The following is a 15,138-nucleotide window of genomic DNA, read 5'->3' on the forward strand; positions in this document are numbered from 1 at the left end:
AAATCGTTATACTTTGATTTCTACTTCAACACCACTAGGCAATTCAAGCTTCATTAACGCATCAACTGTTTTTGAGTTTGAGCTATAAATATCCAAAAGACGTTTATAGGCACACAATTGAAACTGCTCACGAGCTTTTTTGTTTACGTGTGGTGAACGCAATACAGTGAAAACTTTTTTCTCTGTTGGCAACGGAATAGGTCCGCTAACTACTGCGCCTGTAGGCTTTACAGTTTTTACGATTTTTTCAGCAGATTTATCTACCAAGTTATAATCGTAAGATTTTAATTTGATTCTAATTCTTTGGCTCATCTTATTTATTTAATTAAAACCGATAGTTAGAGCTATTAATAACTAGCGGTGGATTTATCTTTTTTAGTAGTTGGTATTCAGTACTTAGTATATAGAAAGTCTTTTCCTTCTGCAACTAAGTACTAAATACTTTGTACTAAATACTTTTTATTCTACTGATCCTTTAACTCTACCTTTAGATTTTGCGATTACTTCTTCCTGTACGTTTTTAGGTGCAGCCTCGTAATGATCAAATTCCATGGTAGATGTTGCACGACCTGAAGTAATGGTACGTAATTGCGTTACATAACCAAACATCTCAGAAAGTGGAACTAATGCTTTAATAACTTGCGCACCGTTACGTGTATCCATACCTTGAAGTTGACCACGACGACGGTTCAAGTCTCCCATTACGTCACCCATGTTTTCTTCTGGTGTTAATACTTCTACCTTCATGATCGGTTCCATCAAAGTAGGTTTACATTTTGGTAATGCTTCGCGATAGGCCATACGAGCAGCAAGCTCGAATGATAAAGCATCTGAATCGACTGCGTGGAATGAACCATCAATCAAACGAACTTTCATATCAGGAAGTGGATAACCAGCTAATACGCCATTAGCCATTGCACCTGCAAAACCTTTTTCAACTGAAGGGATAAATTCACGAGGAATTGAACCACCAACAATCTCATTTACGAATTGTAAGCCACCTTTTTCATAGTCAGCATCAATTGGAGAAATGACCACTTGAATGTCTGCGAATTTACCACGACCACCTGATTGTTTTTTGTAAACCTCACGGTGTTGGGTAGTTCCGAAGATTGCTTCTTTGTAAGCTACTTGCGGCGCTCCTTGATTAACTTCTACTTTAAACTCGCGACGTAAACGGTCGATCAAAATATCTAAGTGAAGCTCACCCATACCAGAGATTACAGTTTGACCAGTTTCTTGATCAGTCTCTACCCTAAAGGTTGGATCTTCTTCCGCCAATTTACCTAAAGCGATTCCTAGTTTATCAACGTCAGCTTGAGTTTTAGGCTCGATAGCTAAACCGATTACTGGCTCAGGGAAGTTCATCGACTCTAAAACAATTGGATGTTTCTCATCACAAAGTGTATCTCCAGTTTTGATATCCTTAAAACCAACTACCGCACCAATATCACCAGCCTCAATAAAAGGAATAGGATTTTGTTTGTTAGCATGCATTTGGAAGATACGAGAAATACGCTCTTTGTTTCCAGAACGGGTGTTCAATACGTAAGAACCAGCATCTAATTTACCAGAGTAAGCACGGATAAAGCATAAACGGCCTACAAATGGGTCAGTTGCAATTTTAAAGCCTAAAGCTGCAAATGGCTCGTTTACATCTGGTTTACGTATAATTTCAGCATCAGTTCTTGGATCTATACCTTTAACACCTTCTGAATCCATTGGCGAAGGCAATAATTCCATTACTAAATCCAACATAGTTTGTACACCTTTATTTTTGAAAGATGAACCACAAACCATAGGAACGATAGAATTATCCAATACTGCAGCACGTAAAGCGTTCAAGATTTCACGCTCAGTTAACGAATTAGGGTCGTCGAAGAATTTCTCCATTAACGACTCATCGTAACCAGCTACTGCTTCCAATAATTTTTCACGGTATTCAGCAACCTCATCAAGCATATCAGCAGGAATTGGCACTTCGGTAAAGGTCATTCCTTTATCATGCTCATTCCAAACGATACCACGGTTGTTGATCAAATCAACCACACCAGTAAAAGAATCTTCAGCACCAATAGGTAATTGTAAAGCTACTGCATCAGAACCTAACATTTCTTTTACCTGCTTAACCACTTTTAAGAAGTCTGCTCCTGAGCGGTCCATTTTGTTAACAAAACCGATACGAGGCACTTTATAGTTATCAGCTAATCTCCAGTTGGTTTCAGATTGAGGCTCTACACCATCAACAGCTGAAAATAAGAACACTAAACCATCAAGTACACGTAAAGAACGGTTTACCTCTACGGTAAAGTCCACGTGTCCCGGAGTATCGATAACGTTTACTTGGTATTTATCGCCACGGTAGTTCCAGAAAACGGTAGTTGCAGCAGAAGTGATGGTTATACCACGCTCAGCCTCTTGTACCATCCAGTCCATGGTTGAAGCACCTTCGTGCACTTCACCAATTTTGTGGTTAACGCCTGCGTAATAAAGAATACGCTCGGTAGTTGTAGTCTTACCAGCATCGATGTGGGCAGCGATACCAATATTTCTTGTAAATTTTAAATCTCTTGACATCTTTTTTTTATTAGCTAATAAGCCAATCAGAAGATTAGCCTATTAGTTATATTTTTTCTTAGAATCTGAAGTGAGAGAACGCTTTGTTGGCTTCAGCCATTTTGTGCGTATCCTCTTTTTTCTTAACTGCTGCACCTTCACCTTTAGCTGCTGATACAATCTCTGCTGCTAATTTTTCTTTCATGGTTTTTTCTCCACGTCTACGAGCGTAAGAAATTAACCATTTCATACCAAGGGCAATTTTACGTTCTGGTCTTACCTCTGTAGGTACCTGGAAGTTTGCACCACCCACGCGACGAGATTTCACCTCTACTGAAGGCATAACGTTTGTTAAAGCACGTTTCCATACTTCTAAACCATTTTCGCCTACTTTTTTCTCTGCAATTTCTACTGCATCATAAAAAATAGCATAAGCGATAGATTTTTTACCATCAAACATCATGTTGTTCACAAATCTTGTAACCTGAACGTCGTTGAATTTAGGATCAGGAAGAATAATTCTCTTTTTTGGTTTTGACTTTCTCATTTCTGTTTCCTCCTAATTATTTCTTTTTACCTTTTGCTGGTGCTGCAGCTGCCTGTCCTGGTTTAGGACGCTTAGTACCATATTTACTACGACGTTGGTTACGGCCCGCTACACCTGATGTATCTAATGCACCACGGATGATGTGATAACGTACACCTGGTAAATCCTTAACACGACCACCACGGATTAACACGATGGAGTGCTCTTGTAAGTTGTGACCTTCTCCTGGAATGTAGGCATTCACCTCTTTACCATTGGTTAAACGTACACGGGCAACTTTACGCATTGCTGAGTTTGGTTTTTTAGGGGTAGTGGTATATACACGTGTACATACACCTCTTCGCTGTGGACAGCTGTCCAATGCTGGAGACTTACTCTTGAACTCCAGTGCTACTCTACCTTTTCTAACTAATTGTTGAATGGTTGGCATTTCTTGCTTTTTGTTTTTCTTTTCTGTTTAAAAACTACCTTAACGGCCAAGCTATTTCTAGCCCACGCTAAGGGACTGCAAAAGTATGAACTTAATTTATGATAATCAAGGCTTTGTGAGAGTTTTTTAAATTAGACCGATTTCTTAATTTTCAGTTAATCCAAAGTAGAGATAAGCCAAGAGAACAACAAATAGACTAAGACTGGATGAAATAGCGAAAAAAAAGTAGAACTTACATCCAAAATAACCTTCACATGACCCATAGATATCGTTTATACCTATTCTCTTTTGCAATAATATTAGCTTTCACCACTTTTGAAGAGCTAAAACTTAGGCCTTATCTCTTCAAAAATCACTTGTTCCAATTTGGAATTGCAGGATCTCTTCCTAATTTCCTAGCCCCTTTAGTTCTTCTGTTTGGCTCATTAGTGCTTTTAATGTCTAGACCAGACAGACTGCTTTTAAGAACAACACTGTCTTTTGTAGTTGGAATGATCATTTATGAATTGGTACAACCCTTTATCCCCGGCAGGGTTTTCGATATCAATGACATTATCGCTTCTATACTGGGAGGCTTGTTTGGTTATGGCTGGGTTTTGGCGATTAAAAAGCTATCGCCCTTAAAAGAAAAAAAATGATAATTAGCGGAAAAGACAACAAACAAAACCCATACACTTACTTATAAACAAATTATAGTTTATGGACCCTATAATTGGAAAGCAAGGAACACTTTGTAAAATTTTGACTGCTATGGATTGATTTTTATATATTTACTTACAGCTAAAAGCACATTCTCATGAAAAACTTTCTTACAGCCAAAAAAATGTCAGGTATCTTATTGGGCACCTTAGCTTGGTATGCCGTTATTTTGCAAGCCTGCATTACAACCGAAAGCTACCTTAACTTTTTGAGCTATTTTACCATATGGAGTAATATAATAGTAGCTTTTAGCCTTACTTTCTATGGCATTGCACCTTCCACTAAACTGGGAAAATACTTTTCATCTGTTAATGTCCAATCGGCAATTGCGCTTTATATTTTCATAGTTGGTTTGGTCTATAACCTCGTACTCAGGGGAATTTGGACACCAACTGGTTGGCAATTACTTGCTGACAACCTATTACATGTAGCTGTACCTATTTTATATCTCTTATATTGGATTATTTTTATCCCAAAGGGAAAACTAAACTGGAAAAGCTGGATCATTTGGACGATCTTACCTTTGGCCTATCTGTTCTATTCGTTAATTCGAGGTCACTACACAGGCTGGTATCCCTATCCATTTTTAAATGTAGCTAAGTTAGGCTACAATAAGGTTTTTATAAATACTGCATTAATCGTTTTGGCATTTATACTAATAAGCCTATTGCTAATAATGACCAATAGATTTTCAGGGAAGAACAAAACAATTGAAAACTACAAATAATAGCCAGCAATACGAGCTATTTTTTATTTTCATCTATCCTAGAAACGCTTTTACCTAATGGCTATTCCTACTGTATATCACCTTATCATCGTGTTTCCCTATTATTAATCTTCACCATTCCATTATTCTTTTTTTTGTATGCTAAATCGGTAAGACTTTTTTATTTTTATAACATACTTCAACCCCATTCAAACTATTGGTTATCTTATAATTAACCCGAATGAACGCTTTCAAAAATCAAAAAAAGGTTATCCTATATAACTATATAACCTATATCTTCATTTCTATCTTGCTTATAGTAAGCGTTAATTACTACGGATTAAAAGCTATAGATGGCATGAGGGCATTTACCGCAGGCGAATCATTTTATATGAAAGCCCAACAAGAAGCATCGCGGCAGCTTACCAATTATATATTCACGGGAAACAAAACCTATCGCCATCAATTCTTAGACAACCTACAAGTTCCCATAAACGACAGTTTAGCCCGAATTGCCCTCAATCAGCACCAAGATGACCGTACAGTAGCACAGCATTTTATTTTAGGTGGAAATAATCCTAAAGATGTTGGTAATATAATATGGGTCTACAAACGCTTCAAATCTTTGTCGCGTTTCAAAAAAGCAATAAAAATATGGCAGGAAGCCGACTTATTGATTATACGGCTGGAGGCAATTGGCAAGGAAATAGAACATGAATTAACAGCTAACAATATCATTTCCGCTTCAAAAAAAGAAACATTTATTAGACGGATAAATGACACCAGCGAAATGCTGGCACAGAAGGGCAATGAATTTGACGAGGTTTTGGGAGAAAACATTAGGCTGGTCAATAAAATAGTACTGATCGTCAACTCCCTAATCGCACTGATCATTTTTGCTTGTATTGTTGGAATATCCATCAAATACATCAATAAATTATCTGAATTGCAAAAAGACACCATGGCACAGAATGAAAAGCTCAAAAAAACCAATGAGGAATTAGATTTATTTACCCACAGTGTTTCTCATGATCTAAGAACCCCCATTACTTCATTAAAAGGTCTTATTGCACTTGCCGAAACAGAAACGTCAAAGACAGAATTAACCACATATTTTTCCTTGATGAAACAAACATTATCCAGGCAAGATGATTTTATCTTAAAGATTATACAGTTCTTTAAAAACAAGAGAATGAGCGAGGACATACAGGAAATACACCTGCCCACTTTTCTAAAGCCTATTGTTCAGGATCTACGTTACGGAATTGGCCATGAGCTAAATATTATATATGAAATAGAGCCAAAAACCATAGGGATCGATTCTTTTAGGTTAAATATCATATGCACCAATATGATATCAAACGCTATAAAATATGCCGATCTACAAAAAGAATACCCTTTTATCAGGATATCGGCAAAAACGATGGGCGGCTATCTACACATCATATTTGAAGATAATGGTATTGGTATAGACACCCAGCATCTGCCTAAAATATTTGATATATTTTATGTCACTTCCCATCACAATAAGGGCAGTGGAATTGGACTATATCTCGTTAAGGAAATGGTCTCCAAATTAGATGGCCATATAATGCTGACTTCAGAGATTGGTAAGGGAAGTACCTTTTCGATCAAACTTCCCATTTCCGAATTATCTTTTGATCAGAATTTCCCTACCTGTAATTAAAACAAACTTGTAGATACGGTAAAGTCCATCATCCATTGTTTCCACACTTTCTACCAAGCCCGTCTTGCTGAAGGTATCGGTAATTAGATTGCCTTTCTTGATGTCGTTCAGCACCTCAATTGGCGTCTCTTCATTTACTCTGATCATAGCTATTGGTTATTGGGTAAACATCAAGCCGAAACCGACATAGTCTGCTTCTGTATTGTGTATATATATTTTAGATTGCAATGCCAGCCAGTGATTTAAATTGTATTTCATTCCTGCAGTCCAATAAGTATTCATTGGTTTAAGGCTGTTATAATAAAGATAATAACCATACTTGGCCATTACCGCCAACTTTCCCATCCATAGATCTGGACCGATAGCAGCCCCTACCCGCCACCTGTCAAAAGAACTTGCGTTAGACTGATAGGTTTCTAAATTTCTTGCCGGATCATATATAGAATGATAATATACCGCATCTACACCTGCACTGAGACCAATAATCGTATTTAACCTATAGTTGTAACCACCATAAAATCCTGTTTTATATAGACCATCCTTACTTCTGTAAACCCCTCTACGTCCTATGTTCACCCCTAAATCGAAAGTATGCTTTTTATAGTTGTTTAAATACTTACTTGATTCTTCTCCCGTTGACGCATTTTTTTGAGAAGATTTAAAATAATGAATGGCACCAATGCTGTAGCTACTGATGTTCATCCCATTATTAGGCACCCTTACCCCGGCATTTGAATAGTGCAGAATATCCAAGCCTGCAGTAACTTCAAAATTAGAAGTTAGCGGTGCGACTACTTTTAGCGCCGCTCTTGAAGCAAAATTCAAATGGCTTCCTATAATTGGGTTTTCATTGGTAAACCAAGTTTCTCCTGCATAGGCAAAGCCAAAAGCTGGAGAAAAATTCAATTTTACTTTCTCTACCTTTAACAAGGGAATGGTCAAACCTGCAAATAAGGCATACGAATTGCCAAACTCTCCATCAATAGGATTGGCCACTCTTTTAATATTGCCCATGTTTTTATAGTTGGCTATCAGATCGATACTCTGCAAGTTAATGGCCTTCATCCAGGCCCTAGGATTATTTGTGGTATTGATATGATAAATAACTTCGGCCCCAAAAGCTTTTCCCTCCAATTTATTGGATTGTGCAGAAAATAAGCTTAGTGTTCCCTGCGGCGTTATTTCTAGGCTGTTGCCTGTTTGTTGAGCATAAACTCGGGTATTTATAAATATTGAGGTTAAAAAACAAGCGACAATTAATCTTCGATTGCCCTTAGAGCGGTAACTTTTCATGTAAAGGTTGTTGGTATGAATATTTTGCCAAATTTAATTTTTATACTTGGCTTATAAAAATGTGGGTATAAAATAACTTCCACGCATAAAAAAACCTCTATGGCCTAAGCCACAGAGGTCTAAATTAAACCCAAAATTAAATTATTTTTTAATTTCAGCTTTTTTCTCTTCTTGTTTTTTATGTGCTTTTTTCGCAGGTTTTTCAGCTTTTTTAGCCTCTACCTTTTCTGTAGCAGCAGGTGCCGGAGCAGGTGTAGTTGTTTTAGCAGTAGCTTTTGCTGGACTGGTTTGAGCATTTGCAACATTAACAGCAAATAAAGCTACAAGAGCAAGGGTCAATACTTTAAGTGTTTTCATTTTCTTTGATTTTAGTATTTTTTTTAATTGATTAACAATGCTAATTTCAAACTACAAAATGAAGATTTGATGAAGTTGTTAATCGATGCAATGAATACCATTTATTTCATTGTCCATTGCAGGCCTAACAGCAAATGCTTTAAGAAATAAACATCTTTATAAGCAGCTTCTGTATGCCCCAAGGCGGTATAGAAAACCTTACCCCCTTCAAAGTTTTGGTACCAAACCACCGGATGGTCATTATTCATTTTCCCTCCCTGATAGGAAGCTTCATCTACCCTAACTAGTACTTTTACGTCTTTGTTAAAAGATTTAAAATTATACCACTCATCGGTATGCAACCAATCTTGAGGTAAACCTTTATTAAGCTTATCTTTCGCATTAACCACTACTAATTTAGCTTGTTGCACTTTAGGATGGTTAGTAAAGTAAGCCCCTACCATTTTCCCATACCATTCCCATTCATAACAGAAATCTGTTGCGGCATGAATTCCAACAAAGCCACCTCCTTTGTTGATATAACTCTTAAAGGCTTGTTTTTGGTCTTCATTAAAAACATCGGATCCCGTTGGATTAAGAAAAATAACCGCTTTATATTTCTTCAGGTTGCCTTCAGTGAAAGAAGCTACGTTTTCAGAGGTATCCACAGTAAAACCATTTTCTTCTCCTAATTTCCTTATCGCAGCAATACCTGCAGGTATAGATTGATGTCGATAGCCTTTGGTATATGAAAAAATCAATATCGCTTTTCTTATTTTTATCCTACTTTCAGATGGGGAAGTCAAAAACAAGCACAACAACAGCGGCAAAAATATTTTTTTGAAAAATTTCATCTTTAGGGATTTTAATTAAAAGTATCTAAATATAATTTCTCTACCTTCTTTCTTGCCCACTCCTGCTTGCGCAAAAATTTTAAACTGGATTTAATACTCGGATCTTTAATGAAACACTCAAACCTCAATAAATAGCCCAGTTCTGCCCAGCCATAATGTTCAAAAAGCTGCGTAACGATAAACGCTAAGGTTTTACCATGTAATGGGTTGTTTTTTTGTTCTTGTATGGACATACACAAATATAACAGAAAGTCATAAGCACGTGAAATGGCCAACAGGAATAATTTCCTAGCCTATTCTGTCCCTTAAAGCTTATGACTTCCTGATTTGTTATTTATCCAACGGTATTTCTCGGATTAGACCTGGTGTTGCTAGCCCCAGCCTTGGAAATCTTATAATTAAGAGATAGATAGAAATAACGCGTAATGGTATTATAACGAACATCTTCCATTCTACTTGCATTTACGGTCCTGTCTATATTGGTATTCTGATTAAGTATATCAAACCCTTTAAATGCAAGGGTAATTCTACGTTGCATCATATACTTTTCTAAGCCCGCATTTAACAAAAACACATTATTATTAAACCCATCAGCCCGACCAGCCGTTCCATTATGCTGCACCTCGGCATTTACACGGACATTCTTTACAAATTCCCAACTTGTGGTGATATTATTAAAGAAACTGAAATATTTATTATCTATAGCTCCCGGCTGAGAATTGTTCACCTTGCTGTATTGCACGCCCAAATAGATACCCGCATTCAGCTTGTCATCAATATCATAACTAAAATTAGTATTTGGCCCGATGTTATACCTATTGGTAATATTCTTTTGTGCATTGATAAATGAGGAAGTATGAGACATAAATAGGTTAAGCCCATACCCCATCCTCAATCCCTTAATTTTGGTAGGTTTTCCAAAAAATGTACCTGTGTTTACATAATAGTTCCCATCTACGTTAACTGGCTGAACATATTGTACACCGTCTACATAACGCACATTGTTGCCTATATCGTCCATAGCATAGTTGATAAGGAAATACCCGTTCCAATACCTATTATTATCAGGACTAAAAGTATTAAAGTTAATGGCCATTCGATGGCTTTTTCTAGCTTCCAAATTTGGATTACCTATTCGCTGATAAAGTGGGTTATTATTATTCTGCACTGGCTGGAGATCATTAATAGAAGGCAGGTTCACACCAGCGTTATAATTTAACTGAATGGTTTGATTTGCTTTGTTCTTAAAGCTGATATTTAACCTTGGAAGTATATTATAATATTTCTTGCCAATATTGTTAACATTGGCGCCTAGGCTATTAAATGCATTGGCATCTAATCCGGTCTCCTGAAAACCAAAACCAAAATTATAAGTCCATTCGGTTCGGGTATAAATAAAGCCTAGCCTAGCCGCCTGCAGCCATGTCGTATTTTCAATGGTATTAGAAAAGTCGGGCACAATGGTTTCATATCTATCGGTTACGGCATTATAGTCATAGGTAAGCTGTTGGGCATCTACCAAGCCCCTATTATATACATAACCTACATTGGCACTCCATTTTTTGTTGAATACCGGACGCATATAGTTTAGTCCTAAGGTATAGGTCTTTGAAACATTCTCCTGTTCTGCCTGCTGGTCTAACTGCACGGCTACAGGTGACCCATTGGTATAGGTATTAATTAACGAACGATTTAGCCAATTGGCATTAAATGTATTCTGCGTACCATTTAACCGTAAAGAAACAGACCCTTGCGCCAATCTACGTAGCACAACGAACTCGCCAAATAGTGATGGGGTTACATTTCGCTGTTTAAAATACTGATTTCCATCATTACTCTTTCCTGCTATATCAAAAGCAGAATTAAAGTTCTTATTGTTGATGTTGGTGGTATAATTGAGAATGACATTTGGCCTAAAAGTAATATCGGTCAAAGAATCGGGATGATATTCGGCCTTAAAATTAAAACGATGTGCTTGGTTATCGGAATTTCTATCAGACCATTCTGCAGTCCTCAAAACATCTTTCTGATTAATATCCTGAACATTTGATAGCCGATTGCCTATACCATTTGAAAAATAAGTAAAATAACTACTGCTAATGGACAGTTTATTATTCTTGCCCCAACTATTGCTGTAATTTATTCCCCCACTATGTGTTGAGACCTCGCCAAAAGCATTATTATCAAAAACACCCGAGCCACCAATGGTGGTTCTTCCGTTATTTACGCTGATCGAAAAACTACCTCCTGCAGGTGGGGCAAAAATATTTCCCAAGTTACCTCCAGTAAAGCTATTCAGATCTTCATATTGAAAGCTTGCGTTACTAATATTATTACTCATGCCCAATACAGCAAACTGCAAATTCTTGTTGAAATGATTGGCGCTTAAATAACCATTGTATTTATCGGTAGTACCCCCTGCTAAATTGGCATTACCAAACCAACCTCTTTTCTTATCTTCTTTTATGGTGAGGTTAAGCACTTTCTCTCTTTGTCCATCGTCAATTCCAGTGGCCTTTGCCTCTTGCGTTTTACTATCTACGATCTGTACTTTTGCTATCGCATCAGCAGGCAAGTTTTTTGTTGCCGTTTTAGGGTCTGTTCCAAAAAAATCTTTTCCATCTACGGTCAATCGGGATACTTTTTGCCCTTGCACCAGAATATTTCCATCTCGATCTATTTCTACACCAGGAAGCTTTTTGAGCAATTCTTCTACTGCCGCATTGGGCTGTGTTTTAAATGCGGTTGCATTATACTCTATGGTATCGCGTTTGATCTTCACATTAGCTTGTTGACCAGTAATGTTAACCTCTTTTAATGACACCGCATCTTCATCCATTTTCAAAATGTCCAAATCTGTATCATTTGAACCTATGTTGATCTGCCTATGCATTGTTTTATAACCTAATGCCGACAATTTTAGCAGATACCTTCCTTCCTTCACGCCCTTAAAAACAAACGTTCCATTAAAGCTGGTTAACGCCCCACTCTTTTTTGTCGAATCGGCTGTTTCTACAAGAAGCACAGCAGCATAGGCAATAGGTTCATTGCTTTGACCAGCAACTAATCTTCCCGATAGTTGACGCCCATTTTGTGCGAAAGACTTCGTACATAAAAGATAAAAGAAGAGTAAAATAATTCTTGACTTCATTGACACAGTTTCTTTGGATTAACCTTGACCTCTATTTTTTAGATAAGACGCAAGCTCCAACAAAATGTGACAGTTTTTTTTATTTTTTGTTTTAAAATGATAGCCAATTACAAAAACGATAAGTCGTTACAACGTTTTTTCGCTACCAGTTGAATTCCTTTTTCTTATGCTATCCAACTCCTTCTTTTGGTAAGTTGTGTCTACCTCTCCACTGCTGGGCTCTAGCAATGGCTTATCTTGGCTTTTGTTCGGCATCATTAAAATAATCAAACCCAAAAACATCAGCACCATAATTAAGACAACATATCGTAAAATAGACTTTCTTGGCTTAAAGCCTTCATTCACTATGGCATTTAATAAGTAGCCTTTTTTGGGAACAGTTTCAATTATCTTCTTATCTGTATCCCCCATCAATTTTCTCAATGCAGATATTGCCTGATTTAGGCCCTCTTCTGCCCCACCATAATTACCCCAAATGTCATTGATAAGCTGCGCTCTAGAAACCACTTCGTTTTTTTGCTTGGCCAAGAGAACGATTAACAATACAAGTCTTAACTCCAAACGGGTAGTTGTACCTGTTTGTACATCTTTTAAAGTATGAAGATCCTCATCTATAACAAACCTTTGGTTAATGATCAATTTATGTCGCTGCATACTTAAATATAGGCAAATGTGAAAACAAAAACCATGTTTATAAAATCTAAAGCTTTTCTTCACTTATTCCAAACCTTAAAATTTAATGGGTATTGACATTACATCATAGCTTTGCCTAAAAGGAACTGTTTAGAAACGGAAGAGATATTTGACAGGATAAATTTGGCAAGATACCAAACTCCAACTATGGCCTATAGGTAGGCCCAGTTTAAGTATTTTCTTTCATTAAAATTTAAACAGTTCCTAAAACTATCCCACTTTTCAGGTTACTGAACAATTGTGGTAGTTCCGTTTACTTTGGACACCAATAAAAATTTAAACTGATGAAATATTATTACATGTTAGCAATAGCTGCAATCACCCTCTCTGCTTCCGCTCAAAATCCAGTTTCTTATTTCCGATTAGAGATGAAATACTATATAGAAGGGAAAGAGAAATATCTTGGCACATCGCCAGAAATAAGAAATGATGCCCCAGGGGTTTTAGGAGAAGGAATGCGTAAGTACCCCAGGCGCTTTAGGTTCATACTCGTAAACAGGAGCAAGTTTCAGAACATTTATGAAAATCTATATCCAGATACTGCTCAAATCAATCGGCTTTATACGCAAAGTCTTTCTGCGGATACATCATTTATGGGATATTTTTCGGAGCTGTCCCTTCCATTTCAAAATCCAAACTATAAAAAGATCAGCATCGACACCAAAGAATTAATGCTTGTGGCCTCTAGATTCTTCTATTGCGAAAGTGTAAAAAGTGATTCTACCATAAATGCTTATGTATGTGTTAACCTAAATGGCCTAAGAAATGTATTTGATAAAGACTACACCTTAATTGAGGCATTTTGTTTTGAAGCCATCTTTGAAAGTTTTAGACGGGATGGCAAACCTGCCCAATTTATGTCAAACTTTAAATCATATATTAATGAGGCAGAAAAAAATGAAAAATCTATATTTAAAGACAAATTATCTTATTTAGAAAAAATCAGACAATATTGTTTTGATCAGATGGCCAATGACACTGAACTAAAAAAGGCATTGATCAGCTACTATCAACTCCATAAAAGCAATCTACCCTTCGAACTTCTAGATTAACCATTAAATGAACGTAAGTTTTGGACAAAAATGGTTACTGGTTTAATTAAGGGCTTTCAAAATAAGACACTAGCAGTTGTCCATCAGTTTAAACCCGCGATCAGAAACAATTGATGCGGCAGGAGAGATATCATCCAAATAGGGTTTTCCCCTTTCTTTGGGAGATTTACCAAGAAACATCGCCTTCTGTCCGTTCAATTTAAAATTCCCAGTAGCATCTACTTCTACGGTGGCCCAAAGTGGTGTTGTATAAGGGCAAACTTCTTTAAGTTTTGGATATTTTGACATTATTTCTTCGCCATAAGTGTTTGCCATGTATTTCTTCCCAATAAAGTAATAAGACATGCTATTGATTTGAATATAGCGAATGCCATTAATCGTATTCATATAGTCTTTATGATGATGCCCAGAGAAAACCATATGTACCTTTTTTCCATTTGCAGATAAATTAGCCTGTTCTAGGATGTAGCGCACCTTCATCGCATTCTCTACACCACTGTCGTTATCCAAGCCTTGATGCAGAAATACCATGCTTGGTAGTGGAGTAATCTTCAAATCCTTTTCTAGCCAAGTCAATTGCCGATTACTAAAGTTAGAAGGATATTTTCTTTCGGTAGTTACCTTACCTTCATTGGCATTGAGCACAATAAAATGAAATCCGTTCATGTCGAAAGAATAATAAGGTTCTTTTGCTCCCCAAAAATCAAGCACCTGTTCAAAAGTAAAACCACCATCCATATCATGATTGCCCAATACGTGATGTTTAGGGCCTTTAAACTTATTCCAGGCATCCAATAGTGGCTTATTGTTGTGATTTACTTTACAAAAATCGCCCATCTGAATAATAAAATCTACTTTTTCAGCATTCATTTGGTTTATAAATGCATTTATTCTATCTAAACCATCAGGCATAATATCATAATGCAAATCTGCACATATCCCGAATTTGAGCTTTTTGAAGGAAAGATTTTTTGACATCGAAGCTTTTAGTGGCCAGCCCATGCCAGAAACTAATGCAGCTATAGATGTTCCTTTTATAAAAGATCTTCTGTTCATTTGGTTAGGTTTAATAGAACAAATTTAAGAGGTGGTCGCCTATTTTTGGTCTATTAACTTATCATGCTTCGATATTAT

General features: G+C 36.8%; 16 protein-coding genes. 4 read left to right on the forward strand and 12 right to left on the reverse strand.

From position 1 onward, the window contains the following. Positions 1-6: 6 nt before the first annotated feature. The 4 genes from rpsJ to rpsL form a co-directional block, all read right to left on the reverse strand. Positions 7-312: a 30S ribosomal protein S10 gene (rpsJ, locus tag JHD79_RS05225; protein ID WP_084237698.1), complete on the reverse strand. Its 306-nt coding sequence runs from the start codon at positions 310-312 to the stop codon at positions 7-9. A gap of 147 nt (positions 313-459) precedes the next feature. After that, positions 460-2,577 carry an elongation factor G gene (gene fusA / locus JHD79_RS05230; RefSeq protein WP_199118156.1) on the reverse strand — a complete coding sequence of 706 codons (2,118 nt, stop codon included), beginning with the start codon at positions 2,575-2,577 and terminating at the stop codon, positions 460-462. Between the two features lie 58 nt (positions 2,578-2,635). After that, positions 2,636-3,103, reverse strand: coding sequence for a 30S ribosomal protein S7 (rpsG, locus tag JHD79_RS05235; protein ID WP_199118157.1), 468 nt, complete (start codon positions 3,101-3,103; stop codon positions 2,636-2,638). Positions 3,104-3,119: 16 nt separating this feature from the next. Continuing rightward, complete coding sequence (gene rpsL / locus JHD79_RS05240; protein WP_010599925.1) at positions 3,120-3,533, reverse strand: 30S ribosomal protein S12; 414 nt, start codon at positions 3,531-3,533, stop codon at positions 3,120-3,122. Positions 3,534-3,787: 254 nt separating this feature from the next. Between rpsL and JHD79_RS05245 the strand changes: the two genes are divergently transcribed. From JHD79_RS05245 to JHD79_RS05255, 3 genes are all read left to right on the forward strand, one after another. Continuing rightward, a complete protein-coding gene (locus JHD79_RS05245) occupies positions 3,788-4,171 on the forward strand; it encodes a VanZ family protein (RefSeq protein WP_199118158.1) in 384 nt (127 codons plus the stop codon). A gap of 158 nt (positions 4,172-4,329) precedes the next feature. Next, positions 4,330-4,959 carry a Pr6Pr family membrane protein gene (locus JHD79_RS05250; RefSeq protein WP_199118159.1) on the forward strand — a complete coding sequence of 210 codons (630 nt, stop codon included), beginning with the start codon at positions 4,330-4,332 and terminating at the stop codon, positions 4,957-4,959. 220 nt (positions 4,960-5,179) lie between these two features. Next, positions 5,180-6,625, forward strand: a complete 1,446-nt coding sequence (locus JHD79_RS05255; RefSeq protein WP_199118160.1) for a HAMP domain-containing sensor histidine kinase — start codon at positions 5,180-5,182, stop codon at positions 6,623-6,625. On the opposite strand, the gene JHD79_RS05260 is transcribed toward JHD79_RS05255, so the two are convergent. The 7 genes from JHD79_RS05260 to JHD79_RS05290 all read right to left on the reverse strand — a co-directional run bounded on the left by JHD79_RS05260 (position 6,590) and on the right by JHD79_RS05290 (position 12,913). Then, the gene (locus JHD79_RS05260; protein ID WP_199118161.1) at positions 6,590-6,772 is read right to left on the reverse strand and encodes a hypothetical protein; all 183 of its coding nucleotides are present in this window, start codon (positions 6,770-6,772) and stop codon (positions 6,590-6,592) included. The two genes, JHD79_RS05255 and JHD79_RS05260, sit on opposite strands and share 36 nt — an antisense overlap. Before the next feature lie 9 nt (positions 6,773-6,781). Beyond that, complete coding sequence (locus JHD79_RS05265) at positions 6,782-7,918, reverse strand: acyloxyacyl hydrolase (RefSeq protein ID WP_199118162.1); 1,137 nt, start codon at positions 7,916-7,918, stop codon at positions 6,782-6,784. Positions 7,919-8,059: 141 nt separating this feature from the next. After that, positions 8,060-8,275 (reverse strand): hypothetical protein, encoded by a 216-nt coding sequence (locus JHD79_RS05270; protein ID WP_199118163.1) that lies wholly within the window; start codon positions 8,273-8,275, stop codon positions 8,060-8,062. Between the two features lie 101 nt (positions 8,276-8,376). Further along, a complete protein-coding gene (locus JHD79_RS05275; protein WP_199118164.1) occupies positions 8,377-9,108 on the reverse strand; it encodes a ThuA domain-containing protein in 732 nt (243 codons plus the stop codon). An 11-nt stretch (positions 9,109-9,119) separates the two neighbouring features. Further along, a complete protein-coding gene (locus JHD79_RS05280; RefSeq protein WP_199118165.1) occupies positions 9,120-9,341 on the reverse strand; it encodes a VF530 family DNA-binding protein in 222 nt (73 codons plus the stop codon). 101 nt (positions 9,342-9,442) lie between these two features. Then, positions 9,443-12,259 (reverse strand): TonB-dependent receptor, encoded by a 2,817-nt coding sequence (locus JHD79_RS05285; RefSeq protein ID WP_199118166.1) that lies wholly within the window; start codon positions 12,257-12,259, stop codon positions 9,443-9,445. 126 nt (positions 12,260-12,385) lie between these two features. Then, the gene (locus JHD79_RS05290; RefSeq protein ID WP_199118167.1) at positions 12,386-12,913 is read right to left on the reverse strand and encodes a winged helix-turn-helix domain-containing protein; all 528 of its coding nucleotides are present in this window, start codon (positions 12,911-12,913) and stop codon (positions 12,386-12,388) included. Between the two features lie 323 nt (positions 12,914-13,236). Here JHD79_RS05290 and JHD79_RS05295 point away from each other — a divergent pair, with 323 nt between their 5' ends. Continuing rightward, positions 13,237-14,004: a hypothetical protein gene (locus JHD79_RS05295; RefSeq protein WP_199118168.1), complete on the forward strand. Its 768-nt coding sequence runs from the start codon at positions 13,237-13,239 to the stop codon at positions 14,002-14,004. 69 nt (positions 14,005-14,073) lie between these two features. Here the strand turns inward: JHD79_RS05295 and JHD79_RS05300 are convergent, their stop codons facing one another. Further along, a complete protein-coding gene (locus JHD79_RS05300) occupies positions 14,074-15,060 on the reverse strand; it encodes a metallophosphoesterase (protein ID WP_199118169.1) in 987 nt (328 codons plus the stop codon). Positions 15,061-15,138 lie beyond the last annotated feature (78 nt).

The sequence above is a fragment of the Pedobacter sp. ASV28 genome, from assembly GCF_016428855.1.
GTDB lineage: Bacteria > Bacteroidota > Bacteroidia > Sphingobacteriales > Sphingobacteriaceae > Pedobacter.